This window comes from Stappia sp. TSB10GB4, assembly GCF_900185745.1.
Classification (GTDB): Bacteria; Pseudomonadota; Alphaproteobacteria; order Rhizobiales; family Stappiaceae; genus Stappia.
In genome coordinates this window covers 136,073-159,295 of the sequence record NZ_FYAV01000026.1, presented here as the reverse complement: position 1 = coordinate 159,295, position 23,223 = coordinate 136,073, and the positions used below count along the sequence as shown (strand labels likewise).

General features: G+C 66.5%; 22 protein-coding genes. 8 read left to right on the top strand and 14 right to left on the bottom strand.

The genetic code is table 11. The features are described from left to right. The first annotated feature begins 386 nt into the window (after nucleotides 1-386). From TSB10GB4_RS03465 to TSB10GB4_RS03455, 3 genes are all read left to right on the top strand, one after another. Nucleotides 387-866: a molybdopterin-dependent oxidoreductase gene (locus tag TSB10GB4_RS03465; protein WP_186387137.1), complete on the top strand. Its 480-nt coding sequence runs from the start codon at nucleotides 387-389 to the stop codon at nucleotides 864-866. 82 nt (nucleotides 867-948) lie between these two features. Then, on the top strand, nucleotides 949-2,901 hold the full coding sequence (locus TSB10GB4_RS03460) for a bifunctional diguanylate cyclase/phosphodiesterase (RefSeq protein WP_208984397.1): 1,953 nt from the start codon (nucleotides 949-951) through the stop codon (nucleotides 2,899-2,901). A 132-nt stretch (nucleotides 2,902-3,033) separates the two neighbouring features. Then, nucleotides 3,034-3,861: a 3-keto-5-aminohexanoate cleavage protein gene (locus TSB10GB4_RS03455; protein ID WP_186394556.1), complete on the top strand. Its 828-nt coding sequence runs from the start codon at nucleotides 3,034-3,036 to the stop codon at nucleotides 3,859-3,861. Between the two features lie 84 nt (nucleotides 3,862-3,945). On the opposite strand, the gene TSB10GB4_RS03450 is transcribed toward TSB10GB4_RS03455, so the two are convergent. From TSB10GB4_RS03450 to TSB10GB4_RS03430, 5 genes are read right to left on the bottom strand one after another with little or no spacing between them, the layout of a single operon-like run. Beyond that, nucleotides 3,946-5,220 (bottom strand): ABC transporter substrate-binding protein, encoded by a 1,275-nt coding sequence (locus TSB10GB4_RS03450; protein WP_186394555.1) that lies wholly within the window; start codon nucleotides 5,218-5,220, stop codon nucleotides 3,946-3,948. Beyond that, the gene (locus TSB10GB4_RS03445; protein ID WP_186394554.1) at nucleotides 5,217-5,681 is read right to left on the bottom strand and encodes a hypothetical protein; all 465 of its coding nucleotides are present in this window, start codon (nucleotides 5,679-5,681) and stop codon (nucleotides 5,217-5,219) included. Before TSB10GB4_RS03445 ends, TSB10GB4_RS03450 begins: the two co-directional genes overlap by 4 nt. Next, nucleotides 5,678-6,730, bottom strand: coding sequence for an aldo/keto reductase (locus TSB10GB4_RS03440; protein ID WP_186394574.1), 1,053 nt, complete (start codon nucleotides 6,728-6,730; stop codon nucleotides 5,678-5,680). Before TSB10GB4_RS03440 ends, TSB10GB4_RS03445 begins: the two co-directional genes overlap by 4 nt. A 13-nt stretch (nucleotides 6,731-6,743) precedes the next feature. Continuing rightward, nucleotides 6,744-7,124 (bottom strand): TIGR04076 family protein, encoded by a 381-nt coding sequence (locus TSB10GB4_RS03435; protein ID WP_186394553.1) that lies wholly within the window; start codon nucleotides 7,122-7,124, stop codon nucleotides 6,744-6,746. Further along, nucleotides 7,121-7,894: a GntR family transcriptional regulator gene (locus TSB10GB4_RS03430; protein WP_244296455.1), complete on the bottom strand. Its 774-nt coding sequence runs from the start codon at nucleotides 7,892-7,894 to the stop codon at nucleotides 7,121-7,123. The genes TSB10GB4_RS03435 and TSB10GB4_RS03430 overlap by 4 nt, the downstream gene beginning before the upstream one ends. Nucleotides 7,895-8,208: 314 nt before the next feature. Here TSB10GB4_RS03430 and TSB10GB4_RS03425 point away from each other — a divergent pair, with 314 nt between their 5' ends. The 5 genes from TSB10GB4_RS03425 to TSB10GB4_RS03405 are packed head-to-tail and all read left to right on the top strand — an operon-like array spanning nucleotide 8,209 to nucleotide 13,154. Next, the gene (locus TSB10GB4_RS03425; RefSeq protein WP_186394572.1) at nucleotides 8,209-9,012 is read left to right on the top strand and encodes an ABC transporter ATP-binding protein; all 804 of its coding nucleotides are present in this window, start codon (nucleotides 8,209-8,211) and stop codon (nucleotides 9,010-9,012) included. Then, entirely contained in the window at nucleotides 9,009-9,782 is a 774-nt protein-coding gene (locus TSB10GB4_RS03420; protein ID WP_186387144.1) for an ABC transporter ATP-binding protein, read from the top strand. The genes TSB10GB4_RS03425 and TSB10GB4_RS03420 overlap by 4 nt, the downstream gene beginning before the upstream one ends. Continuing rightward, on the top strand, nucleotides 9,779-10,690 hold the full coding sequence (locus tag TSB10GB4_RS03415; RefSeq protein ID WP_186394552.1) for a branched-chain amino acid ABC transporter permease: 912 nt from the start codon (nucleotides 9,779-9,781) through the stop codon (nucleotides 10,688-10,690). Before TSB10GB4_RS03420 ends, TSB10GB4_RS03415 begins: the two co-directional genes overlap by 4 nt. Continuing rightward, nucleotides 10,687-11,688, top strand: a complete 1,002-nt coding sequence (locus TSB10GB4_RS03410; RefSeq protein ID WP_186394551.1) for a branched-chain amino acid ABC transporter permease — start codon at nucleotides 10,687-10,689, stop codon at nucleotides 11,686-11,688. Before TSB10GB4_RS03415 ends, TSB10GB4_RS03410 begins: the two co-directional genes overlap by 4 nt. Beyond that, entirely contained in the window at nucleotides 11,685-13,154 is a 1,470-nt protein-coding gene (locus TSB10GB4_RS03405; protein ID WP_186394550.1) for an aldo/keto reductase, read from the top strand. The genes TSB10GB4_RS03410 and TSB10GB4_RS03405 overlap by 4 nt, the downstream gene beginning before the upstream one ends. 18 nt (nucleotides 13,155-13,172) lie before the next feature. On the opposite strand, the gene TSB10GB4_RS03400 is transcribed toward TSB10GB4_RS03405, so the two are convergent. The 9 genes from TSB10GB4_RS03400 to TSB10GB4_RS03360 all read right to left on the bottom strand — a co-directional run bounded on the left by TSB10GB4_RS03400 (nucleotide 13,173) and on the right by TSB10GB4_RS03360 (nucleotide 23,015). Then, nucleotides 13,173-14,090, bottom strand: coding sequence for a glycosyltransferase domain-containing protein (locus TSB10GB4_RS03400; protein ID WP_186394549.1), 918 nt, complete (start codon nucleotides 14,088-14,090; stop codon nucleotides 13,173-13,175). Between the two features lie 64 nt (nucleotides 14,091-14,154). After that, on the bottom strand, nucleotides 14,155-14,907 hold the full coding sequence (locus TSB10GB4_RS03395; RefSeq protein WP_186387149.1) for a DUF1028 domain-containing protein: 753 nt from the start codon (nucleotides 14,905-14,907) through the stop codon (nucleotides 14,155-14,157). Nucleotides 14,908-14,922: 15 nt separating this feature from the next. Beyond that, nucleotides 14,923-16,710: a gamma-glutamyltransferase family protein gene (locus TSB10GB4_RS03390; protein WP_186394548.1), complete on the bottom strand. Its 1,788-nt coding sequence runs from the start codon at nucleotides 16,708-16,710 to the stop codon at nucleotides 14,923-14,925. Between the two features lie 49 nt (nucleotides 16,711-16,759). Then, a complete protein-coding gene (locus TSB10GB4_RS03385) occupies nucleotides 16,760-17,629 on the bottom strand; it encodes an ABC transporter permease (RefSeq protein ID WP_186394571.1) in 870 nt (289 codons plus the stop codon). 11 nt (nucleotides 17,630-17,640) lie between these two features. Beyond that, on the bottom strand, nucleotides 17,641-18,588 hold the full coding sequence (locus TSB10GB4_RS03380) for an ABC transporter permease (protein WP_186394547.1): 948 nt from the start codon (nucleotides 18,586-18,588) through the stop codon (nucleotides 17,641-17,643). A 59-nt stretch (nucleotides 18,589-18,647) separates the two neighbouring features. Beyond that, complete coding sequence (locus TSB10GB4_RS03375) at nucleotides 18,648-20,159, bottom strand: ABC transporter substrate-binding protein (RefSeq protein WP_186394546.1); 1,512 nt, start codon at nucleotides 20,157-20,159, stop codon at nucleotides 18,648-18,650. A 33-nt stretch (nucleotides 20,160-20,192) separates the two neighbouring features. Then, entirely contained in the window at nucleotides 20,193-21,290 is a 1,098-nt protein-coding gene (locus tag TSB10GB4_RS03370; RefSeq protein WP_186394545.1) for an ABC transporter ATP-binding protein, read from the bottom strand. Beyond that, on the bottom strand, nucleotides 21,287-22,312 hold the full coding sequence (locus tag TSB10GB4_RS03365) for an ABC transporter ATP-binding protein (protein ID WP_186394544.1): 1,026 nt from the start codon (nucleotides 22,310-22,312) through the stop codon (nucleotides 21,287-21,289). Before TSB10GB4_RS03365 ends, TSB10GB4_RS03370 begins: the two co-directional genes overlap by 4 nt. Further along, nucleotides 22,302-23,015 carry a FadR/GntR family transcriptional regulator gene (locus TSB10GB4_RS03360; protein WP_186394543.1) on the bottom strand — a complete coding sequence of 238 codons (714 nt, stop codon included), beginning with the start codon at nucleotides 23,013-23,015 and terminating at the stop codon, nucleotides 22,302-22,304. Before TSB10GB4_RS03360 ends, TSB10GB4_RS03365 begins: the two co-directional genes overlap by 11 nt. Between the last annotated feature and the right edge of the window lie 208 nt (nucleotides 23,016-23,223).

Sequence of the window (23,223 nt, the reverse complement as noted above, 5' to 3'; positions counted from 1 at the left end):
CCGCCGACTACCGCGCAAACCTCATCACCGTCATGGCCAAGCGCGCCGTCGCAAAACTCAAAACCTGAAACCCCGAAACCCTCAAACAGACCCACATCCCAAACAAAACACCCCGCCGGAAAAAAAAACGGCGGGGTGCTCGTGCTTGCGGGAGGCGCGCTCTTCCGCAGAAGCCTCCTGAAGCGGGTGCCTTCATGGTGAAATTTCTGCCGCTTCGACGTGTAATGGTTAATGAATGGTTAATATGCAGTGTTTCTTGTAAAGTAATTAATCCAAATTTTGCCTCTATCCCGTAATATATGATCCGATGAACCGTAGCCTGAATTCGTGTAAACGCGCATTCTAGCGGCCATGGATCGAAGAACAGGCAAGATGCGGAGAGAGTCATGTCATTTTTGCGGTTGTTATTGTCAATTGCTGCAGGCGTCTGGCTGCTTGCAGCGGCCCATGCCGCCAGTCCTGTCGTGTTGACGGTGGAAGGCAGCATCGAGGGGAATGGTCCGCGTGACTTCACGATTGCCGAGTTGGAGGCCATTGGCGTAACGGCTGTAACCACATCGACCCCCTGGCATGACAAGGTCGTTACATTCGAGGGCGTCCTGCTGTCCGACCTGCTGCAGCGAGTCGGATCCAAGGGGACGATGATCGAAGGGGTTGCCCTCAACAATTTCTACGCCGAGATTCCGGTCTCCGATCTTGCCGCCTATGGGGTGCTTCTCGCTTTCAAGGCCGATGGAGCGTATCTCGGCGTTCGCGACAAGGGGCCGCTTTTCGTCATCTACCCCTTCGACCGCTTTCCGGAGTTGCGCAACGAACTCTTCTACTCCCGATCGATCTGGCAGTTGCGTCGCATCAAGCTGAAGTGAGCCGATGAGCCCGTCGCAACTCCTCAAGCGTGCGACTGCCATTGGCGAGCGGTTTCGCCATCTGGCGATAACGGTTCTGGTGGTGCTGGTCGTCGCGGTGCTGCTGCACGCCGAAGCGGTGCTGACGACCGGAGGGGCGGTGGACAGGTCGATGCGCTACGACATCGCCATGTCGGGCATGAACGGGCGCGTCGATGCGATCACCGCCCGGCAACGGCTCTCCCACTATGCGGCGACCGGGGATCTGGCGGACGCCGAGGAAGCGTGGCTGTTCTACAATATTCTGGCCAGTCGTATCGAGACATGGTCGTCGGGGTCCTTTGGCGCATTCGTCTCCCGTTCGCCGCAGCGCAGGGAGATGATGGAAGACCTGAGGCGTGATGTCGCCGCGATCGAAAGCGATTATCTCGCTCTGCCCGATCAAGCCGCCCTGCGGCGTATCGACCAGGTGCTGGAGAAAGTCGTTGGCATCGTTGACCGGATCGGCGGTGAGGCCCTGACGGAAAATCTGGTCGAGGCCGCCGAGATCCGGGGCACCCTGGTGGAGCGGCAGCGGCTCCAGAATATCCTGGTGGAAGTGCTGGTGGGCATCGGCGCCTTGCTGCTGCTGTTCATGTCCCTTCAGGCCCGCTCCCTGCGTCGGGCCCGGGCGGTGGCCGAAGAAGCGGCGCGGGAATTCGAATTCGCCGCCCGGCACGACCCGCTCACGGGCCTGCCCAACCGCATTGCCTTTCACGATGCGCTGGAACAGGCGCTCTCCTCCGCCGAGGGTCGGGGAGAGGGGCGCCTTGCCGTGCTCGCTCTCGATCTCGACGGGTTCAAGGCGGTCAATGACATTCTCGGCCATGCTTCGGGCGACGACCTGCTTCGTTCGGTGGCGGACAGACTGCGCCGCATCGTTGCCGACTGGCATCCGCGCGATGTGGTTTCGCGTCTCGGCGGAGACGAGTTCACGGTGCTCACGCGTGTTTCGGGCGGTGAGCAGGAGGCGGCGATCCGAGCTAAGCAACTCATCGACGGGTTGCATGAAGCCCACGCGCTCGGGGGCGGCAATGTCGTCGTCAACGCCACCATCGGCGTTGCCCTGTCGCAGGACGGCGAAGGTGGTGCTGCCATGCTGCAGAACGCAGATCTCGCGCTGAGCCACGCCAAGGCGACCGGCAAAGGCCGTGTGCAACTCTATGACGTGTCGATGCGTGCCGACGCGACGCGCCATCGCCAGATCGAGGAGGGCATCACCCAGGCGCTGGAAGATGGCGATATCGCGACCCACTACCAGCCCCAGGTCGACATGCTGACGGGGCGCATCGTCGGTTTGGAGGCGCTGGCCCGCTGGCGGCATCCGGTTCTTGGATGGATACCGCCGAGCGAGTTCATTCCTATTGCGGAGGCTTCCGGTCGGATCGTCGAGATCGGCGAGCGGATCCTTGAGCAGGCCTGTCGCGACACGCTCTCCCTGTCTGACGATCTGCCGGTAGCGGTGAACCTGTCGGTCGCCCAACTCGCGCGTGAGGACCTGGCCGAAACCGTCGCCGACGTGCTGCTGCGTTTCGGCATGCCGGCATCGCGGCTCAAGCTGGAAGTGACCGAAAGCGTCGTGATGAAGGACACGCGCCGGGCGATTTCGACGCTGAAGAAGCTGAAGGCGCTCGGGGTCTCGATCTCGCTCGACGATTTCGGCACCGGCTATTCGGCCCTGTCCTATCTGCGCAGCTTCCAGTGGGACGAACTGAAGATCGATCGGAGCTTCGTCCGCTCGCTGGAAAGCGACCGGCACAGCCTGTCGATCGTGACCTCTATTCTCGAACTGGCCGCGCGGCTCGACATCGGGGTGACCGTCGAGGGCGTCGAGACCCAGCAACAGGTGGCCCTGCTGACCGGTGCGGGCTGCCGTATTGCGCAGGGCTTCCTGTTCGGCGCTCCGGTTCCGGTCTCCGACCTGCCGGCCCTGCTCGCTCGAAGCGCAGTGAGGTCGGGAGCCGCCGATCCGACCGTTTCGAGCGACGCGCTTGCGGCCGCTCGGGGGTTGGCCTGACTTTGCCGTTTGCCGTTTTTCGGGGAAGCTGCTAGCCAGATTTCCGGCCTTCGTGAAACGTCGGCCCGGGAGGGTGTGTCAGGCTGCGGCTTGCCGCGGGCCGATCATGTTCCACAGGAGGTCTGTGCTCCCATGTCCGACCCTTGCATCATCTGTGTGGCAATCACCGGTTCCGTGCCGCAGAAATCCGACAACCCGGCGGTGCCGATCAGCATCGCCGAGCAGGTCGAAAGCACGCAGGAGGCGTTTGAGGCGGGAGCCACGATCGCTCACTGTCACGTGCGCGAGGAGGACGGCACCCCGACCTCCGATCCGGAGCGTTTCGCCCGGCTGGTCGAGGGGCTGAAAAAGCACTGCCCCGGCATGATCATCCAGTTGTCGACCGGCGGCCGTTCGGGGGCTGGCAAGGCGCGCGGCGGCATGCTGCCGCTTTCCCCCGACATGGCGTCGCTGTCGGTCGGTTCCAACAATTTCCCGACGCGCGTCTACGAGAACCCGCCGGACCTCGTGGATTGGCTGGCGGCCGAAATGCTCGCCTGCAACGTCAAGCCGGAGATCGAGGCCTTCGATCTGTCGCATGTCTTCCAGGCGGCTGCGATGGTCAAGGACGGCCGCCTGAAGGCGCCGCTGCACGTCCAGTTCGTGATGGGTGTGAAGAATGCCATGCCGGCCGACCGCAGGGTCTTCGAGTTCTATGTCGAGACCTTGAGGCGGTTGATGCCGGACGCGACATGGACGGGAGCGGGCATCGGCCGCAACCAGATCGAACTCAACCGCTGGAGCCTTGAACTTGGCGGCCACTGCCGCACCGGCCTTGAGGACAATGTGCGCCTCGACAAGGAGCGGCTGGCGCCGTCCAACGCCGCCCTGGTGCAGCGCGTCGTCGACTTGTGCCCGGACTATGGCCGCCACCCGGCGAGCGTTGCCGAAGCGCGGGCGATCCTCGGGCTTGCTGCCTGAAACAGGGTCGGAGCGATAAACGGCATGGGGCCCGCACCGGCATGGCGCGGGCCCTTCGACGTCTTGAGGTGCGACCGGACGGGCCTACTTGCCGGCCAGTTCGTCCTTGAGGGCCATCACGTCTTCGGCCGACATCTGGCCGACGGTCGTGACCTCGCCGGACGAGATCCGCCAAAGGCGGAAGGGGCCGGTGATGTCGCCGTATTCGTCGAAGCCGACCGGCCCGATGACGCCTTCGTACTTGATCGGCTTGCCGGCCTTGATCAGTTCGAGCGCCTTGGCGAACTCGTCCTTGCCCGCGAAGATCGGCTCGCCATCGGCGGCGACCACCTGCGGGATCGCGGCCTTGATCGCGGCGGCTTCGGCGGTGCCTGCCTTGGCGATCGCGAGGCCGACGATGGCGCCGGCATCGTAGGAGCGGTCGGCGGCGGGAGCGCTCGGTTCGATGCCGCCGGAGACGTCCTTGTAGGCGCCGTAGAAATACTCCGTCGACTTGGTCGGCGTGGTGCCCGAGGAGGTGCCGAAGGCGTTTTCCAGGAACTTCGCACCGACACTTTCGATGAAGTCGGTGGAGTTCATGCCGTCGTTCAGCAGGAAGGTCTGCGGTCCGCCCTGCGAGATCCAGGCACGGGCGATGGTGGCCCCGTCGACCGGGTAGCTGACGAGATAGAGCGCGTCCGGCTCGCCCGCCATCGCGGCCGACGCTTCCGCCGAGTAGCTCGCCTGTTTCTCGTTATAGGGCGTGACGGAGGTGATGGTGCCGCCGAGCTTTTCGAAGGCGGAGGAGAACTCCCGCACCATGTTGACGCCGAAGTCGTTGTTCACATGAATGATCGCGAGCTTCTTCAGCCCCTGGTCGATGGCGTATTTCGCCGCCGCGGTGCCCTGGAGAGCATCGGAGGTGATCGTGCGGAAGAAGTAGCCGCCGCTCTTGCCGTCGCGGGCGAGCTGGGTCAGCGTCGGCGAGGAGGAGGCGGGCGAGACCTGGACGACGCCGGCGGGTGCGGTGACCGAGGTCAGGATCGGAATCGATACCGAGGAGATGATGCCGCCGATGATGACCGGCACCTTCTTGATGTTGACGAGTTGCGTCGCCTGATCCACGGCGACATTGCCCTGGCTCTGGCTGTCGCGGGTGTCGGTGACCAGCTTGCAGCCGTCGAGAACGCCGCCGGCCTCGTTGAGGTCGCGGAAGGCCATCTCGACCGACTTGGCGCCGGCCTGGCCGTACTGGCCGGCGGGGCCGGTGAGTTCGAGGACGAGGCCGATGGTGACCTCGCAGGCCTGTGCCGCCGGACCTGCCGCCAGCGCGGCGAGGACGCCGCCGGCAAGCGCGGAAGTCCATTTCAACTTGCTCATTGCTGTTCCCCTTCTCGTTGTTCTGCCGCCGGTTGTCCGTCCGTGCGGTCCTTGATCCAGGTTTCCTGGACGAAGCGCCACGCCACCCCCAGGGGAGCGCCGGCATTCCTGGAGAACAGCGCGCCGGCCCGGCGGAAGGTGATCCTTCCGCCGAGCTCCTGCCGTTCCACATAGATCACGAGGGCATCGTCGCCGGTCTCGCGCAGCACCGCGATATCCTCGATGGCGATTGCGAAACCCTCAGCAAACCGCCCCCTTGCCGCGGACAGCATCGACGCCAGGCCTTCGCGGTCCTGCAGGGCGCCGTCCGGGCCGATGCGATGAAAGTCCGGTTCGAAGGCGGCGAGTGAGGCGGCAAAGGCGCTGTCTTCGAGCCGGCCGGCGAACCAGTCGACGAAGAACGCGTGCCGGGCGATGATCTCGCGCGCGGCGGCAGCGCCGATGTTGCCCGCTCCCATCATGCGGCCTTCTCGTCGTTGAGGTTGTATTTCATGATGCGGCCGTGGCGGCCGTGGCGGTCGCGCTCCAGCGTGTAGACATCGCCGTCCAGCTCGCGGGCGGAGGCGAGCACCGCGGCGATCCTTGTTCGGTCGTCGGCATCCAGGGCGATCTCGCAAAGGCCGAGATTCGAGGGAAGGTGTGCCCGGTTGCGCGCACCGACGATGACCGCGCCGACCTGATCACGGTCGAGCACGCAGCGGCTGGCAACGCTGGCGATGTCGGTGCCGTGCTTGTCGGCGACCTGCTTGAGGGCGGCAAGCAGCGCCTGGAACAGATCCCAGCCGCCGAAGTCCTCGATGATCAGCTTGTATTTGACCAGCGAGCGGTTCTCGAGCTCCGCCGCCGGCTCCGCCCGGCCAAGCCAGTTCTCGCTCAGGAAGCCGCCGGCGACGGTGCCGTAGCACAGAAAGGACATGCTGTTGTCGCGGGCGATGCCGGCAAGCCGCTTGGCAGGGCGCGTGTCGAGCAGGGAATACTGCACCTGCGCCGAGACCAGAGGTACGCCCGCGGCCAGCATGGCGGCGACATGGTCGCTGTCGAAATTGGTGACGCCGATATTGCGGATCTTGCCGGTCTGGCGAAGCTCCTTGAGCCACAGGGCGACGTCCAGCCAGCCGGGGGCGTTGTAGTCCCACCAGTGGAACTGGACGAGGTCCAGCCGCTCGCAGCGCAGCCGCGTCAGCGAACGATCGATCAGTTCCTCGACATGCGCGCGGTCGATGCCGATCAGTCGATCGAGGTCCGGCACCAGCTTGGTGTGAATGCAGATGCGGGATAGGGCTTCCCCTCCGCGCATATCGCGGTAGCGCGTGCGGAAGGCGCCGATCAGCTCTTCCACGCCGGTGTAGATGTCGGCGCAGTCGAAGGTGGTGATGCCGGCATCGGCGAAGGCGATCATGTCGTCGATCGCCATGTTACGGTCGACGGCGCCGTGGCCGCCGGCGAGCTGCCAGCCGCCACGGATGACACGGGAGATGACGTGATCGTCCTTCAGGACATGGCGTTCCATCAAGGTCACGGGGTCACCCGCCGGTTGCGCTGCCGTCAGCGTCGTTTGGAAGGGGGACGGCGGTCGTCGCCGCGTGGGAGAAACGGCGCCGGCCGAGCCGAGTGATGCGCAGCCGGCTGGCGCAGTTGGGGTCGGGGCAGGCGACATCCGCGTCGCTGGTCATCCAGTCGTTGGGATGGCTCGGGCGCTGCTTAGCTGCCAGCAGCGGCAGCACGGCGGCGATGGAATAGATCGAGAAGCCCTGGCCCGGTGGCATGTGGAGCATCTCGCCGCGCAGCTCGAAATGGTCGCCCGGCTTTGCGCCGCAATAGACCTTGCCGCCGCCCTCCGGCATCACTGCTTCGACCCGCAGATCATAGAGCTCGAAGCTGTCGTCGTCCGCTTCGTTGCTCATTGGGCTTCCTCGCCGGTTTCGGTCAGGTGCTTGCGCAGGATGTCGAAGGCACGGCCGATATCGGCCCTGAGCGCGGCCTGCGCCCCCGGCGTATCGCGGCGCGTGACCGCCTCGATGATCTCGCGATGGAAATGGGTGGCGGAGCGGTCGACGGCGGCATCGAACAGGCGGGCGGAGGCGCGCAGATACGGGCCCGACTGCAGCCACAGGCTTTCGATGATCGGGATCATCACCTGCGAACCGGCCGCCCGATACAGAGTGAAGTGGAAGGCGTGATTGAGGTCTGCCGCTTCGCCCGAGATCTCGCGTCCCCTGGTCGCCAGAACGGCGTCGCAGGCGTCGGTCAGGCGCACGAGGTCCTCGACCAGGGCGTCGGTGACATTGGGCATGGCGAGGGCGATCACCTCGCTTTCAATGAGCGCCCGGGCGCGGGCCAGATCCTCCAGCCTGTCGCGGGAGATCAAGGGAACGCGAACGGAGCGGTTGGGCATCGCCTCCAGCGCCTGTTCCGAGATCAGTCGGGCCAGCGCCTCGCGCACGGGCATGGTGCTGGTGCCGAGGCGGTTGGAAACGTCGACGATCCGCAGGACCTCGCCGGGATCGAACAGGCCCTGGATCAGGGATCGGCGCAACTCGTCATAGACGCTGTCCTGCACCGTGCGGCGGCCGACCGGATTGAGCGGGGCGAGCGCGTCGTCGCTCTCGCCGGCATCGGTTCCCGGCATGGCGCGCGCCACGCGCAGCAGTCCGCTCGCCGTCCTTGCAGCCACGGCCTCCTCCCTGGTTTTCCGTCTCCGGGGCAGATCTTGAGCTGTGCGAGAGCCGCCATGCCGGCGGCATCGCCCTGCAAGGCGGTCGTCGCGGCACCGTCGGCGCCTGCCAAAACCTGTCTGGACCATCTTTACAATCAAACGCGATCTGTGATCAAGATATGTTTGATCAAACATCACGGATCGCGAGGCGGTCCTTTGGCGACTGTCGGATGCTCACGGGGTGAACGACAGACAGGGGCGATAACACCCCGCCGCCGGGCGCCGGGATAAGGAGCGGATCCTTGCAGTCAGTCGGCAGCAACGGGGAGGGGATGGCGCGTGCGGCGAACAGTGGACCGTTCCCGGTCCTGTCGGCGACAGGCGTTTCCCGGCGCTTCGGCGGCAACCGCGCGGTGGACGGCATGTCTCTGGAACTCCATGGCGGCGAGATCGTCGGGCTGATCGGGCCGAACGGTGCCGGCAAGACTACGTTCTTCAGCCTGATCGCCGGAAGCCTCAAGCCGGATGCCGGCGAGATCCGTCTCAAGGGCGAGCGGATCGAGCGTCAGCCGGCGGCGCGACGCCTGTCGATGGGCCTGGGGCGCACCTTCCAGATCCCGCGCCCCTTCGCCGGCATGAGCATCCTCGACAATGTCATGGCGGCGGCGCAGAACCAGACCGGGGAGAGCATCCTGCGCAACTTCCTGCAGCCCGGCAGGGTGCGGGCTGAGGAGCGTGCGGCACGCGAGCGGGCGAAGGCGCTGATCGACTTCGTGACCCTCGGCCATCTCGTCGACCAGCCGGCGCGCGTCCTGTCCGGAGGCCAGCGCAAGCTGCTGGAGCTTGCCCGTGTGATGATGGCCGAACCGGCGGTGATCCTGCTCGACGAGCCGGCCGCCGGCGTCAATCCGGCGCTGCTCGATGTCATTATCGACCGGATTGTCGAGATCAACCGAATGGGTGTCAGCATCCTCCTGATCGAGCACAACATGGACATGGTCGCCCGCCTGTGCGGGCGGATTGTCGTGATGGCGTCCGGGCGGGAACTGGCGGCCGGAACACCGGCGCAGATCATGGCCAATCGCGAGGTGACGGAAGCCTATCTCGGCGAGGTTCTGCCGGAGGGCTCGACATGACGGCCATGCCAGCCTCGCCCGCGTCTCCGCTTGCGACCCGTGGCCTCGTTGCCGGCTACGAGCCGGATCTGCCCATCGTCAAGGGGGTCGACTTCACTCTGGCGCCCGGCGAGTTCGTCACGGTGCTTGGGCCGAACGGCGCGGGCAAGTCGACCTTCGTCAAGGCGATTGCCGGACTGGTGCCACTGCATGGCGGCACCTTGCATCTCTCCGGCGAGGAGATCACGGACGAGCCGCGCCATGCGCTGGTGCGCAAGGGATTGGCCTTCGTGCCGCAGACGGAGAACATCTTCGCCACGCTCACGATCCGCGAAAACCTGCAAGTCGCCGCCGCGGTCCTGCCCAAGGCGGAGCGCAAGCCGCGGATCGATGCCATGCTTGCGGCCTATCCGGATCTTGCAAGCCGGCCGGGCGCCATCGCCGGTGGTCTGTCGGGTGGTCAGCGCCAGATGCTGGCCACCGCCCGCGCGTTGCTGGTCGAGCCGAAGGTACTGATCCTCGATGAGCCCTCGGCGGGGCTCTCGCCGAAAGCGGTGTCGGAAATGTTCCAGCGGCTCATCGAGATCAATCGCAGCGGCGTGCCGATCCTCCTGGTGGAGCAGAATGTGCGGGCGGCCCTGGCGATTGCCTCGCGTGCCGTGATCCTGGTCGACGGCCTGCTGCGCCACGATGCTCCGGCGGCGGACCTTGCTGCCGATCCGGATATCGGCCGCCTGTTCCTTGGCGCCCATGCGGACGGCGCCGCCACCGCCGTGGAGGGTGCGCGATGAGCGGCCAGATCCTGCTTGAGGGCCTGCTTGCCGGAGCGATGATCGGCCTTGGAGCGGTTGGCCTGACGCTGACCTACTCGATCCTGCGCTTTGCCAATTTCGCCCATGGAGAGCTGGTCAGTTGGGGCGCCTATCTCTCGCTGAGCCTGTCGCTTGCCATCGGTGCGGTATCGGGCGCTAGCCTTGCCCCGCTCGATCCGTTCAGCGTGTCGGCGGCGCTGATTCTCGCCGTCCTGCTGGCGATGGCGTGCACCGCGCTGCTGGCGCTTCTCGTCGACCGCCTGCTGTTTGCGAGACTGCGCCGGCGCGGGGCGACGGCGATCATCGTGGTGATGGCCAGCTTCGGTGCGTCGATGGCGCTGCGCAGCCTGCTGGAATTCCTCTACACCTCGAAGCCTGCCTATTATTCCCGCGAGTTGCAGATCGCGATGCCGCTGCTCGGCGGCATCCGCGCCACGCCCGACCAGCTCTTGCTGATCGGCCTCGCCTTCGTGGCGGTGATCGCCGTTCACCTGCTGCTCACCCGCACGGATCTCGGCCGCGCCATGCGTGCGGTCAGCGAGAACCCGGCGCTGGCTGGCGTCGTCGGCATCGATACGGCGAAGATCGTGCGGGCGGTGTGGATCATCGGCGGTGCGCTCGCCTGCACCGCCGGCACAATGTCGGGTCTGCTGGTGCAGATTCGCCCCTATATGGGCTTCGACCTGCTGCTGCCGCTGTTCGCCGCCGTCATCCTCGGTGGCATCGGCTCGGTGCCGGGTGCCATGCTCGGCGGGCTGATCGTCGGTCTGTGCGAGGCGCTGGCCGTTCAGACAATAGGCGCCGAATGGCGGGCGGCGGTTGCCTTCGCCGTGATCACGGTCGTTCTGGTGCTGCGCCCCACCGGTTTGTTCGGGAGGGCGACATGAGCCTGGAACTCCTTGCCTATTGCGCCTTCTTCCTCGCGGTTGCACTGACCTATGCGGTGATCGTGCTGGGTCTCAATGTGCAGTGGGGCCAGACGGGCCTGTTCAATGTCGGCGTCGCCGGCTTCGTCGCCGTCGGGGCCTATGCCTCGGCGCTGCTGACCTCGCCGCCGGTGGAGGGGCGGCTCGGCGGGTTCGAGCTGCCGATCGTGATCGGCTGGCTCGGCGCCTTCGTCGCCTCCGGGGTGCTGTCGGCGCTGATCGGCTGGATGACCATCCGTCTGCGCGCCGACTACCTTGCCATCTCGACCTTCGGCATCGCCGTGACCATCCAGCTTGCCGTGCTCAATCTCGAAGGCGTCACGGGCGGACCGTTCGGCATCAGCCTGATCCCGCGCCCCTTTGGCGAGTTGGCCGGCCGGTCGCTCGCCTTTTCGCTTGCCAATCTGGCGCTGCTCGTCGCCGTAGTGTTCGGCCTCTACCTGATGCTCCAGCATCTGGCGAGAAGTCCCTGGGGGCGGGTGCTGAGGGCAATTCGAGAGGATGAGGTGGCGGCCGAGGCGCTCGGCAAGAGCCCGCGCCGCTTCCGGATCGAGGCGTTCGCACTCGGCGGGGCGATCATGGGTCTCGGCGGCGCCGCGCAGGCGCATTTCATCGGCTTCATCGCGCCGGAAAACTACCTGCCGATGCTGACCTTCCAGGTCTGGGCGATGCTGATCGTCGGGGGCTCCGGCAACAATCGCGGCGCCATCCTCGGGGCGCTGCTGGTCTGGGCGCTCTGGGCAGCTTCTTCGGCGGTGGTCGAAGCCTTGGCCCCCGCCGGCGAGCAGGCCCGTGCCGCCTCGCTGCAGACCGTCATCATCGGTGTCGCCTTGTGCGCCATCCTTCTGTTCCGCCCGCAAGGGCTGCTTCCCGAACCGGGCAGTGCGCGCCGCCGCCTGCCCTTCCTTCACAGATGGCGCGGCACACCCGCCGCCACGACAGGATCCGAGCGCACATGACCAGCCGCCCCGAAACCACCAAACTCGGCCCCGACCTGGAGATCAGCCGCATTCTGACCGGCCTCTGGCAGATCGCCGACATCGAGAAGGACGGCACGCCTGTCGATCTGGAAGCGGCAGCCGGCCATCTTGCCGACTACGCGGCCGCCGGCTTCACCACGTTCGACATGGCGGACCACTACGGCAATGCGGAACTCGTTGCCGGCCGGTTGCTGGCGCGTCATGGCGAAGGGGAGGGGCGTCCGCTCGCCTTCACCAAGTGGTGTCCCGAGCCGGGGCCGATGAGCGAGGACGCGGTGCGGGCTGGCGTTCAGGAGCGGCTCGACCGGCTTGGCGTTGCGTGTGTCGACCTGCTGCAGTTCCACTGGTGGACCTTCGAGCATCCCGGCTGGCTCGATGCCCTCAAGCATCTTGCGAGGTTGCGCGAGGAAGGACTCATCCGCGAGATCGGCGTCACCAATTTCGACGCCGCGCACCTTCGCATCGCGATCGCCGAGAACCTTCCAATCGTGTCCAACCAGGTGTCCTTTTCGGTGGTCGACCGGCGCGCCGCCGGAGCCCTGACCGCCCTGTGCCAGGAGCGGGGTGTACGGCTTCTCGCCTATGGCACGCTGTGCGGCGGGTTCCTCTCCGAGCGCTGGCTCAGCAAGCCGGAGCCGACCGAAATCGCCGACTGGAGCCGCATGAAGTACAAGCGCTTCATCGACACGGCCGGCGGCTGGCAGGCTTTCCAGGGACTGCTTTCGGCGCTTGACCGCATCGCCCGCAAGCACGGCGTTTCCCTCTCCAACGTCGCGACGCGCTGGGTGCTGGAAACGCCCTCCGTTGCCGGCGTGATCATCGGCGCGCGGGTGGGCGAGAGCGAACACCGGGCCGACAATCTCCGTCTCTTCGGCTTTGCGCTCGACGACGAGGATCGCGCCCTGCTGGAAGACGCCTTCGGCGCGATGAAGCCGATCCCCGGCGATTGCGGCGACGAGTATCGCCGCCCGCCGTTCCTCACCGCTTCGGGCGACCTCAGCCACCATCTCGACCAGATCCCCAGCGTCTATACGCCGGAACCAGTGCCGGGCCGTCCCAACCGCTGGCGGCTGTCGTCGGGCAGCATCTGGGAGCCGCTGGCCGGCTTCAGCCGGGCGATGCGCATCGGCGACCGCGTTCTGGTTTCGGGCACCACCGCCACTCACGGCGCCGACCATTGCGTCGCTCCGGGCGATGCCGAGGCCCAGACCACCTATATCCTCGACAAGATCGCTGCCGCGCTCACCGCCTTCGGTGGTTCGATGGAGGATGTGGTGCGCACGCGGGTCTATCTGCAGGATGTCGGTGCCTGGGAAGGGCCCTCTAGGGCGCATGGCCGGGTCTTCGGAGAGATTCGCCCTGCCAATACCATGCTCGCCGTCGGCAGCCTGATCGGTGGCTACGAGGTGGAAATCGAGGTCGAGGCGGCGCTGGACCCGCAGTAAAGGCGCGGATGCCGGTGCTCAGCCGATGGCGCGCCAGGCGAGATAGCCGAGGCCGGTAAGGGCTGCTGCCGGCAGCAGGCGGAAGGTGATGAGGCCGACGACATCCTCCAGCGGATAGGCCGGCCGGTCGAGCCAGAAGGTCGGCCGGCTCTCGATCACGTTGAGGATGTATTTGCGCCGGTCGCGCGGGCGAACGGGCAGGCGAGGCAGATCGAAGGGGAGCATGTCGAGCACATGCTTCGTGCACAGCCGGTTCTCGGCTGGGAAGTGGAAGAAGAACGGCTTGCCGCCCGTGCGCGTGTTGGTCAGGTGCGTTCCATCGAAGCGGTACAGCTTGCGCTCCAGCCCCGACTGGCAGGCGGAACTGGCGAAGATCTCCTGATCGTAGTCGAGGGCGGCGCGACCGGGGTTTTCCATGAACCACTTGTTGATCAGCGACTGGTCGCAGTCGACGGCGCTGGCATAGTCGAGTTCGCCGAGCATGGCGGCGAGCGCGCCGGCCATTCCGATATACCCGCCTGAATTCAGGTAGCGATACATGCCGCTCCTGCCGCCGGCCGGCGGGTAGGCGCGGGAGGCGCTAAGCCGTCCGGGCAGCTTCCAGGTGAAGCCCGGCTCGGTCGAGATGACGATGGGATTTGCGAAAGCGCGGTAGCGCGAAATAAGCTCCGCCGGATCGCGGATCAGCACCACGTCGAAGGCGTCGGTATAGACGACGAGCTCGTCGGCGGGCAGGCGCGCCAGATGCGCGCCCAGCATCTGCATTGCGGCAAGATGGCCGGGATAGGGCTTGCCGGTCCACACGACGTCCGGCGCGATGCCGAACCGGGCGAGCGAGGCCCGGTAGCGGGCGAGCCCCGGCCCCTCATGCGAGGCGAGCGTGACGAAACGCGGAAAGGGCTCGCCGGTCACCCCGTGCTGTTCCCGCTCGTCCATCACATCCTCCGCCCATCGCTGTCTGTCAGCGCTTACTCCGGCCTGCCCTGCCCGGCAACGGCTTTCAGAACAGCGGCGTGGCGAAGGAAGCGGAAGGTCGGCCTTCCCGGATCCGCTCGGCCTCCAGTTCGGCGATCTTCAGATCGACGGAGCTGCGATCGAGCATGCCCGAGACATTGTCGGAGGTCGGCAGGCTCTCGGCCACGTGCAGGTAGCGCTCGCCTGCCACCGCCAGCAGGCGGCGCAACTCAGGCAGCGGATCGGGATGGTCATCGGCGCGGATGTCGAGCCAGGGATAGGCCTCGCCGCGCACGATCTTCAGCGCCGCCGACTGCTTGCCGCGCCTGTCGCCGCCCGCGGCCTCGCCCGCCTCCATCGCGGTGAGCAGCCGATCGGCGAAGGCCTTTTGCGGATGGGCGAGATAGGCCGTCAGCGTGGCATCGAGAACCTGCGGTCCGGCCAGCATGTTGCCGGCCACCGAGACGCCTTCGGCGATCAGGTGGCCGGCCCAGTCGATGCACCTCTCTCCGGTGAAGGCGGCGCTGCGCCCCTTTGCGTCCATCACATGGAGCTGGCGGGAATGGGAACCGGCATCGCGGCCGGTCATCGCCGTGACCACCTCTTCGGCCGAGGCGCCGGCCTGCAGCATCTTCAGCCCGTCGGTGCCGTAGAGCGGCGAGATGAAGGCCTGGGTGGCGATGGCGCCGATGCCGCCGGCCATATAGGGCACGATGGCCCCGACCGCGAAGAAGCGGCTGGCGACGGCAATGCCGAACTGGCCGGAGGCCGGGTCGCGGGCCACGATCGAGTAGGTCATTCAGGCAGTCTCCCGTCAGCGTCCGGCCGCATAGGCCTGCATCAGCCGCGGCGTTGCGGCCGCGCGCAGCAACCCGTCCGGATCGCGGCGGGCTGCCGTCAGCCGGCCGATCGACCAGCTTGGTGCCACATCCAGCGAATGGCCGCGCGCCCGCAAGGCGTCGAGCACCGGCCGGCCGAAGCTCTCCTCTACCATGATATGGCCCGGCTGGCGCTGGCGCGGGTAGAAGGACGCCGGAAAGTGGGTGGTGTGGAACAGCGGCTGATCGATCGCCTCCTGCAGGTTGAGGTCGTGATGGGCGAGGCGCAGGAACAGCGACAACTGCCACTGGTCCTGCTGGTCGCCGCCGGGCGTGCCGAAGGCGAGCGTCGGCACGCCGTGCTTCAGGGCAAGGCTGGGGGTCAGCGTGGTGCGCGGCCGCTTGCCCGGTGCCAGCGACGTCGGCAGCCCTTCCTCCAGCAGGAACATCTGGGCGCGCGAGTTGAGACAGAAGCCGAGTGCCGGGATGACCGGCGAGGATTGCAGCCAGCCGCCCGACGGGGTGGCGGACACCATGTTGCCCCAGCGGTCGATGACGTCGATATGCACCGTGTCGCCGCGTTTTTCCGACAGATGCGCCATGGTCGGCTCGTAGACGCCGGTCGCCGAGGTGCCGAGTCCCTCGATCACCTGTATCGCCTTTTGCACCTGCGCTTCGTAGCCCGGCACGATGCCGGGGCGCAGGTCGAAGGAGGCGGTTTCGCCGATCAGCGCCCGCCGGCCGGCATTGTAGGTGTCCGACAACAGATGCGCGATCGGCACGTCGGTGAAGGCAGGGTCTCCGTAATAGACCTCGCGGTCGGCATAGGCGAGCTTCATCGCTTCAGCGACCAGATGCACGAAGTCGGCGCCGACCGGGTCGACCTCGCCGATGGCTGTCCCCTTGAGCAGCGCCAGCGCCTGGAGCAGCACCGGTCCCTGGCCCCATGGGCCGGTCTTGGCAACGGTCCACTCGTGATAGTCGTAGGTGAGCGGCGTTTCGGTCGTCGCGCGCCAGCCTCCAAGGTCGTCAGCCGTCAGAACACCCTTGTGCCGCGCGCCGCTGGCGTCCATCGCCTCGGTCTTGTCGACGAACGCGGCGATCTCCTCGGCGATGAAGCCGCGGTAGAAGCAATCGCGCGCCGCCTCGATCTGGGCCTCGCGGCCGCTCTTCGTCTCCGCTTCCCGCAGCAGCCGCTCCCAGGTGTCGGCGAGGGCGGGGTTGCGGAACAACTCGTCCGTCGCCGGCGCCCTGCCGCCCGGACACCAGGTGGCATGCGAGGTCGGCCATTCCTTCTCGAAGAAGCCGGCAAGGCCGGCGATGGTGGCGGAGACGCGTGCCAGCATCGGATGACCGCTGCGCGCATAGTGGATCGCCGGCTCCAGAATGTCGCGCAGCGGCAGCCGCCCATGGTCGCGCAGGATCAGCATCCAGCCGTCGAAAGCGCCGGGAATGACGGTGGCCAGCAGCCCGTCGCCGGGGATCAGCGACAGGCCTTCGCGGCGATAGTGGTCGATGGTCGCGCCCGCCGGGGCCGGACCTTGCGCGCAGATCACCTCCATCTTGCTGCTTGCGGCATCATGCAGGATCACCGGCAGGTCGCCGCCGGGGCCGTTGAGATGCGGTTCGACGACCTGCAGCACGAAGCCGGTTGCGGCCGCCGCGTCGAAGGCATTGCCGCCCTTTTCCAGAATGCTCATGCCGACGGCGGTGGCGATCCAATGGGTCGAGGTGACGACGCCGAACGTGCCCCGGATTTCCGGTCTGGTGGTGAAGGTGGACATCCGATCTCCCTTGGGGGTTTTCCGTTTTGGTGCCGGGCCGAAGCTCGGGTCAGCTCTCGCGCGGGTCGAGCGCGTCGCGCAACCCGTCGCCGAGCAGGTTGAAGCCGAGGACGACGAGGAAGATGGCGGCGCCCGGCCACCACGCCATCCACGGCGCCTGGGTCACGAAATTCTTGGCGACGTTCAGCATCGACCCCCAGCTCGGGTCGGGGGGCTGCTGGCCGAGACCGAGGAAGGACAGGCTCGCCTCGGCGATGATGGCGGTCGCGACAGTCAGCGTCGCCTGCACCAGCACCGGCGCGAAGACGTTCGGCAGGATGTAGCGCCACATGATCGCAATGTCGGAAAGGCCGATGGCCCTCGCGCCCTCCACATAGTCCTCCGTCTTGACCGACAGCACCTGGCCGCGGGTCAGGCGGATGAAGATCGGTGTGGCCGACAGGCCGATGGCGATCATCGCATTGGTCAGGCTGGGACCGAGAAAGGCGGCGAGTGCGATGGCGAGGATGAGGAAGGGCGTCGCCAGCAGCGCGTCGGTGATGCGCGAGATGATCTGGTCTGTCCAGCCGCCGAAGTAACCGGAGAGGAGGCCGAAGGGCACGCCGACAGCCACCGCGAGCAGCACCGAGACGACCCCTGCGAGCAGCGAGGCACGCGCCCCCCAGATCATGCGCGACAGGAGATCGCGGCCGATTTCGTCGCTGCCGAGCCAATAGAGCTCGGATGGCGGCTTGCGGATCGCCGACCAGTTCGTGGCTGCCGGGTCGGCGATCGGCAGGATCGGCGCCAGCACAGCGACAGCGACGAAGAAGGCGACCAACACGAAGCCGAACAGGGCACTCCTGTTGCGCTTCAGCTTCTTCCAGGCGCGGCTGCCGCCGTGTGCGGGCAGGTCGCCGTCATCGGTTCCGGTGAGCAGGGCGGGCGCGGTCACAGCGTTGCCCTCATGCGCGGGTTGAGCAGGAAGTAGAGCACGTCGGCGATGAGGTTCATCAGGATGAAGCCGGCGGCGGTGCACAGGACGACGCCCTGCACGACCGCGTAATCGCGGGTAAAGACCGCGTCGACGATCAGCTTGCCGAAGCCGGGAATGGTGAAGATCTGTTCGGTCAACACGGCGCCGGCCAGCAACTCGCCGAACAGCAGCGCGCCGAGGGTGACGATGGGCAGCAGCGCGTTGCGGAAGGCGTGCTTGAGGATGACGATGCGCTCGCCCAGCCCCTTGGCGCGGGCGGTGCGCACATAGTCGGCCTTGAGAACGCCGAGCATGGCCGAGCGCGTGTGGCGCATCAAGGTCGCGGCAAGCGCGGTTCCAAGGACGAAGGCCGGCATGATCATGGTCTGGAACGAGCGCACCGGATCCTGGAACGGCGAGGTGTAGCCGGAGGCGGGCAGCCAGCCGAGTTCCACCGACACCAGCAGGATCAGCATGATTCCAAGCCAGAAATTCGGGATCGACAGGCCCGACAGGGCGACGAAATTGGCGATGTAGTCGATGGGGCCGCCCTTCTTCACCGCCGACAGGATGCCGGCGGGAATGCCGATCGCCATCGCGATGATCATCGCCATCACCGCGAGCTGGATGGTGACGGGGAGCTTGTCGAGGATGAGCTGCAGCACCGGCTGGTTGGTGCGCAGGGAGACGCCGAGGTCGCCCTGCACGAGGCCGCCGAGCCAGTAGGCATATTGGTAGAGGATCGGATCGTTCAGCCGGTATTTCTCGCGGATGAACGCAAGCATTTCCGGATTGCGGTCCTCTCCGGCAAGGACCAGGGCCGGGTCGCCCGGAAGGAGCTTTTGCAGCGTGAACACGAAGACCGACACCAGCAATAGGGTCGGGATCGCGATCAGCAGGCGTCTGGCGATGAAGGTCAGCATGAACGGGCCATATCCGTAAGGCTGCGGGACCCGGCAGTCCGGGCCCCGCAGGGGTCACATCAGGATTTGAACTTAACGTCCTGCAGGCGGATCATGCCGTCCGGATAGGGAACGAAACCCTCGATCTTGCCATCCAGCGCCCAGATCCAGGTCTGGTGGTAGAGGTAGATGATCGGCAGGTCCTGCGAGAGGATCTTGAGGGCCGCGTCATAGCTCTCCTTGCGGACTGCGATGTCGTTGCTGGTGCGCGCCTTGTCGAGCAGCGCGTCGACCTCCGGATTGCAATACTTGCTGTCGTTGATGCCACCTTCGCAGGTGAGGAACTGGTGGATGTTGCCGTCCGGATCAGTTCGGCCCGACCAGCCCACCTGGCTGGCCTGATAGTTGCCGGCGGTCTGGTCGGCGAGCAGACTGGCGAATTCCATCGACTTCAGCCTGACGATGAAGCCGGCCTCGGTGGCCATCGACTGCACCACCTGCATCAACTGGGTCTGGACCGGATTGTTGGCGACCTGCACTTCCAGTTCGAAGGACTCGTAGCCAGCCTCCTTCATCAGTTCCTTGGCCTTGGCGATGTCCCGCCCCGGGATCGGCACCTCCGTGTCGTACCAGGGGCTCGTCGGCGGGAAGGGCTGGTTGCCGGGCGCGAAGACGCCCTCGAACACGACCTGGTTGATTGCATCGCGGTCGAGCGTCAGTTCGAAGGCCTGTCGCAACCTCGGATCATTGCCGAAGGGGTTGTCGCCGCGCTCGCCATTGCCGATGTTGATGGTGATGCCCTGATAGCCGAGGCTGACCGCGTCGGCATAGACGAGGCGGGAATCGGCCTTCACCGAGGCGGCGTCGGTGGCCGCCAGCCGTTCCAGCATGTCGAGATCGCCCGAACGCAGGTTGGCGAGACGCACAGTCGTGTCGGGGATCGGCAGGAAGGTGACGCTGTCGAAGTGAATCGCGTCGGCGTTCCAGTAGTCGGCAAAGCGCGTCAGCACGATGCGGTCCTGCTGGACACGCTCCTTGAAGACGAAGGGGCCGGAGCACACCGGGTTCGCACCGAAATCGGCGCCGGCGGCAGACGCTGCGGTCGGCGAGATCATCATGCCGGCCCGGTCGGAGAGCTGGGCGAGCAGCGTCGCGTCGGGCTCGTTGACGGTGATCGCCACTTGCATCGGGCCGGTCACCTCGACGCTTTCGATGGACTGAACCTCGCTCTTGCGACGGCTTTCCGGCAGGGTTTTCGACCGCTCGATATTGGCTTTCACGGCTTGCGCGTCGAAGGGCGTGCCGTCATGGAAGACGACCCCTTCGCGCAGGTCCATGGTCAGGACCTTGCCGTCTTCCGACCATGACCAGGCGGTCGCCAGCATCGGCACGATCTCGAGCTCCGGCGTGATGTCGACCAGCTTGTCGCAAAGCGAGGCATAGACGATACGGCCGACAAAGGTGCGGGACTGATCCGGATCGAGAACGTCCGGATCCTCCTGGAGACCGATCCGCAGGTCGGCGGCGGCGGCCGGCAGCGCGACAAGGGCGCTGGCACTCAGCAGCAAGGCTGCAAGAAGACTCTGTCGCATTCTCAAGGCTCCTCTGGTCAGGTTCTTTTGTTTTCAGGTTGCGGGACGGGAGTTCTGCTGGCGTTCGCTTCTGTCCCGGTAAAGCGAAAGGCGATGACGGGCGGCCTGCGAGGCCTCCGGTTCGATGAGTGCAGCCTGACCCTCGGCCGCCATCCGCTGCCAGTGGTGGCAGGCGACGTGGTGGCCGGGCTCGACTTCCTGCAGCGGCGGGTGGACGGTCGAGCAGCGGCCATCGGCAAGCGGGCAGCGGGTGTGGAAGCGGCAGCCGGGCGGCGGAGCGAGCGGCGAGGGCACGTCGCCGGCAAGCTGTACCGCCGCCTTGCGCGCCCGTGGGCTGGGGATCGGGATCGCCTGCATCAAGGCGCGGGTATAGGGATGGCGCGGTGCGGCGTAGACGGCGTCCGTCTCTCCCTGCTCGACGATCTCGCCGAGATACATCACGGCCACCCGGTCGCTCATGTGGCGGATCACGGCAAGGTCATGGGCGATCAGCACCAGGGTCAGGTCATATTCTTGCTTCAGATCCTCCAGCAGGTTGATCACTTGGGCCTGGATCGACACGTCGAGCGCGGAGACCGGCTCATCCCCGATCAGCACCTTGGGGCCGGAGGCGAGCGCCCTGGCAATGCCGATGCGCTGGCGCTGGCCGCCGGAAAACTCGTGCGGGTAGCGGTCGGCGAATTCCGCCCTCAGCCCGACCCGGGTCAGCAGGCGGGAGACTTCGGCGCGGCGCCACGCGGCATCTCCTAGGCCGTGGACGCGCATCGGCTCCCCGATGATGGCACCGACGCTCATGCGCGGGTTGAGCGAGGAGAAGGGGTCCTGGAAGATGAATTGCAGGTCCTTGCGCAGGCGCCGCATCTCGCCTTTCGGCAGGGCGGCGATGTCGCGTCCGCCATAGAACACCTCGCCCTCGCTCGGCTCGATCAGCCGCAGCAGCAGCCGGGCAAGGGTGGACTTGCCGCAGCCGCTCTCGCCGACCACCGCCAGCGTCTCGCCGCGACGGACCTTCAGCGACACGCCATCGACGGCCCGCACGCTCTGGCGCTCGCCGAAGAGCTTCCATCCGACAGGGAACCGCTTGGCGAGGCCCCGCGCTTCGAGGATCACATCGTGTCTCTCACCGCTCATGCCGCATCTCCGAAGTGCCGCTCCAGCGGCGCATAGCGGCAGGCGACGGCATGGCCGGCGGAGATCTCCGCGAGCGGCGGCGCTTCCGTCCGGCAGGCGGCGTCGGAAAACGGGCAGCGCGGGGCGAAGCGGCATCCCGCCGGCATGCGCTCGACCGTCGGCACCATGCCGGGAATGGCGGCGAGCCGGCCGGCGCGTTCGCCGAGCGAGGGGATCGAACTGATCAGCCCGAGCGTGTAGGGATGCTGGGGGTCGTCGAAGATCGTGGCCACCGGCCCGGTCTCGACGATGCGTCCGGCATACATCACCGCGACCTTGTCGGCGATTTCGGCGACCACACCGAGGTCGTGGGTGATGAGGATGAGGGCCGTGCCGGTCTCGCGCTGCAGCTCGCGCATCAGGTCGAGGATCTGCGCCTGGATGGTCACGTCGAGCGCGGTCGTCGGCTCGTCGGCGATCAGCAGGCGCGGATCGTTGGCAAGCGCCATGGCGATCATCACCCGCTGGCGCATGCCGCCGGACATCTGGTGCGGATAATCGTCGAGCCGGCGTTTGGCAGCCGGCACCTTGACCCGCTCCAGCATCTCCAGCGCGCGGGCCCGTGCCTCGGTCCGCCCGACGGGGCGGTGGCGGCGGACGATCTCCGCGATCTGCTCGCCGACCGTGTAGACCGGGTTCAGCGAGGTCATCGGCTCCTGGAAGATCATCGCCATGCGGTCGCCGCGCAGCTTTCCCATCTCCCGGCGCGAGAGGGTGAAGAGGTCGCGTCCTTCGAACAGGGCGCGGCCGCGCACGAGCTCGGCCGGGGGCATCGGCAGGAGGCCCATCAGCGCCAGCGAGGTCACCGACTTGCCGCAGCCGCTTTCGCCGACGATGCACAGCGTCTCGCCGGCAGCGACATCGAAGCTGACGCCGTCGACGACGTTGGACGAGCTGTCGCCGAAGCGAAGAGCCAGATCGTCGACGACCAGCAGCGGCGTCCGGGATGCGACCGTGGGTGCAGCGCCGGTCTCACTCGACATCTGCGTGCCCCTCGACGGTCTGCAGCATCAGGCGTTCCTGCAAGCTGAGCAGGTGCTTGCGCATGGTCCGCTCGGCGGCGACCGGGTCGCGGCGCTCCAGCGCGTCCACCAGTTCCTCATGCTGGGAATGGTAGAGACGTTGCGAGCTCGGCGTGCGCAGCGCCTCGCGTACATGGCGCCAGTTCTCGTCCTGGCGGACCCGGTCGACCACATCGAACAGGGCGAGGAACAGGGTGTTGCCGGCGGCCATGGCAACGGCACGGTGCAGTGAGCTGTCCCACAGCTCGCGGCTGTCCATGTCGGTTGCCCTGGCGACCTTGTCGGAGATCTCGCGCATGCGGGCAATGTCGGCGGGAGTGGCGCGGAGCGCGGCGAGGCGGGCAAGCGCCGGCTCGATGCGCAGCCGCACCTCCATCACCTCGAACATGTTGCTCATTTCGGGCAGGTAGCGGATGCGGCTCTCGGTGCCGCTGCGGGCGGCGGAGATGAATGTGCCGGCCCCCTGGCGGCGCCAGATCCGCCCCTCCGCTTCCAGCACGTCGAGCGCGCGACGCACGGCGCGGCGGCCGACGCCGATCTGTTCGGCCAGTTCACGCTCCGTCGGCAATTGGTCGCGTGCTTCCCGCTCCAACTGGTCGACGATGATGCGCAGCCGTTCCAGCGCCAGGCTGGAATTGCGCTGTGTCTGAGTTTCGTCTGTCACGGAAGTCGCGTTCGCCTCGTACCTTTTTGTTTATTGGTTCCATTATTGGCGCGAAATCTCGGGCCTGGCAAGCCGGTGTCGCTGGGTCTGTTCGCACTGCTCTCAGAGTGAGCGGTGCTGCCTTCATCCAGATCACTTCAGAGGTGATCTGCCGAAAGAACGGGCGTGTTCTGCCCTCGAACCAATCACTTATTGGTTCGGTTGTTGC

Excerpts from the sequence above, each read along its gene's own strand:
- TSB10GB4_RS03410 (WP_186394551.1), top strand. The coding sequence starts at position 10,687 with ATGAGCCTGGAACTCCTTGCCTATTGCGCCTTCTTCCTCGCGGTTGCA.
- TSB10GB4_RS03465 (WP_186387137.1), top strand. The coding sequence starts at position 387 with ATGTCATTTTTGCGGTTGTTATTGTCAATTGCTGCAGGCGTCTGGCTG.
- TSB10GB4_RS03400 (WP_186394549.1), bottom strand. The coding sequence starts at position 14,090 with ATGGACGAGCGGGAACAGCACGGGGTGACCGGCGAGCCCTTTCCGCGT.
- TSB10GB4_RS03370 (WP_186394545.1), bottom strand. The coding sequence starts at position 21,290 with ATGAGCGGTGAGAGACACGATGTGATCCTCGAAGCGCGGGGCCTCGCC.
- TSB10GB4_RS03375 (WP_186394546.1), bottom strand. The coding sequence starts at position 20,159 with ATGCGACAGAGTCTTCTTGCAGCCTTGCTGCTGAGTGCCAGCGCCCTT.
- TSB10GB4_RS03380 (WP_186394547.1), bottom strand. The coding sequence starts at position 18,588 with ATGCTGACCTTCATCGCCAGACGCCTGCTGATCGCGATCCCGACCCTA.
- TSB10GB4_RS03435 (WP_186394553.1), bottom strand. The coding sequence starts at position 7,124 with ATGAGCAACGAAGCGGACGACGACAGCTTCGAGCTCTATGATCTGCGG.
- TSB10GB4_RS03450 (WP_186394555.1), bottom strand. The coding sequence starts at position 5,220 with ATGAGCAAGTTGAAATGGACTTCCGCGCTTGCCGGCGGCGTCCTCGCC.
- TSB10GB4_RS03415 (WP_186394552.1), top strand. The coding sequence starts at position 9,779 with ATGAGCGGCCAGATCCTGCTTGAGGGCCTGCTTGCCGGAGCGATGATC.
- TSB10GB4_RS03365 (WP_186394544.1), bottom strand. The coding sequence starts at position 22,312 with ATGTCGAGTGAGACCGGCGCTGCACCCACGGTCGCATCCCGGACGCCG.
- TSB10GB4_RS03425 (WP_186394572.1), top strand. The coding sequence starts at position 8,209 with ATGGCGCGTGCGGCGAACAGTGGACCGTTCCCGGTCCTGTCGGCGACA.
- TSB10GB4_RS03445 (WP_186394554.1), bottom strand. The coding sequence starts at position 5,681 with ATGATGGGAGCGGGCAACATCGGCGCTGCCGCCGCGCGCGAGATCATC.
- TSB10GB4_RS03455 (WP_186394556.1), top strand. The coding sequence starts at position 3,034 with ATGTCCGACCCTTGCATCATCTGTGTGGCAATCACCGGTTCCGTGCCG.
- TSB10GB4_RS03395 (WP_186387149.1), bottom strand. The coding sequence starts at position 14,907 with ATGACCTACTCGATCGTGGCCCGCGACCCGGCCTCCGGCCAGTTCGGC.
- TSB10GB4_RS03420 (WP_186387144.1), top strand. The coding sequence starts at position 9,009 with ATGACGGCCATGCCAGCCTCGCCCGCGTCTCCGCTTGCGACCCGTGGC.
- TSB10GB4_RS03405 (WP_186394550.1), top strand. The coding sequence starts at position 11,685 with ATGACCAGCCGCCCCGAAACCACCAAACTCGGCCCCGACCTGGAGATC.
- TSB10GB4_RS03440 (WP_186394574.1), bottom strand. The coding sequence starts at position 6,730 with ATGGAACGCCATGTCCTGAAGGACGATCACGTCATCTCCCGTGTCATC.
- TSB10GB4_RS03390 (WP_186394548.1), bottom strand. The coding sequence starts at position 16,710 with ATGTCCACCTTCACCACCAGACCGGAAATCCGGGGCACGTTCGGCGTC.